Source organism: Actinobacillus minor NM305, from assembly GCF_000175195.1.
GTDB lineage: Bacteria > Pseudomonadota > Gammaproteobacteria > Enterobacterales > Pasteurellaceae > Haemophilus_A > Haemophilus_A minor.
The window spans coordinates 1-240 of the sequence record NZ_ACQL01000188.1 but is presented as its reverse complement, the minus strand read 5'-3'; the positions used below and the strand labels follow the sequence as shown (position 1 = coordinate 240).

General features: G+C 41.7%; 1 pseudogene. It reads left to right on the top strand.

The features are described from left to right. Positions 1 to 240, top strand: a pseudogene (locus tag AM305_RS11595) (UDP-N-acetylmuramate:L-alanyl-gamma-D-glutamyl-meso-diaminopimelate ligase); the annotation flags it as partial.

The following is a 240-nucleotide window of genomic DNA, read 5'->3' as shown; positions in this document are numbered from 1 at the left end:
TTGCGAAACCAATTTCAACAGATTGTTCGCACTTTGAAGTCTATCATCAAGGGAACAAAGCCGGCGAAGTAAAATGGAATATTATCGGTAACCATAATATGCATAATGCATTGATGGCGATTGCTGCCGCACATCACGCAGGTGTTGAAATTGCTGGGGCTTGCCAAGCGTTAAACAGCTTTATCAATGCAAACCGCCGCTTAGAAATTAAAGGCGAAGTAAATGGTATTACCGTTTATG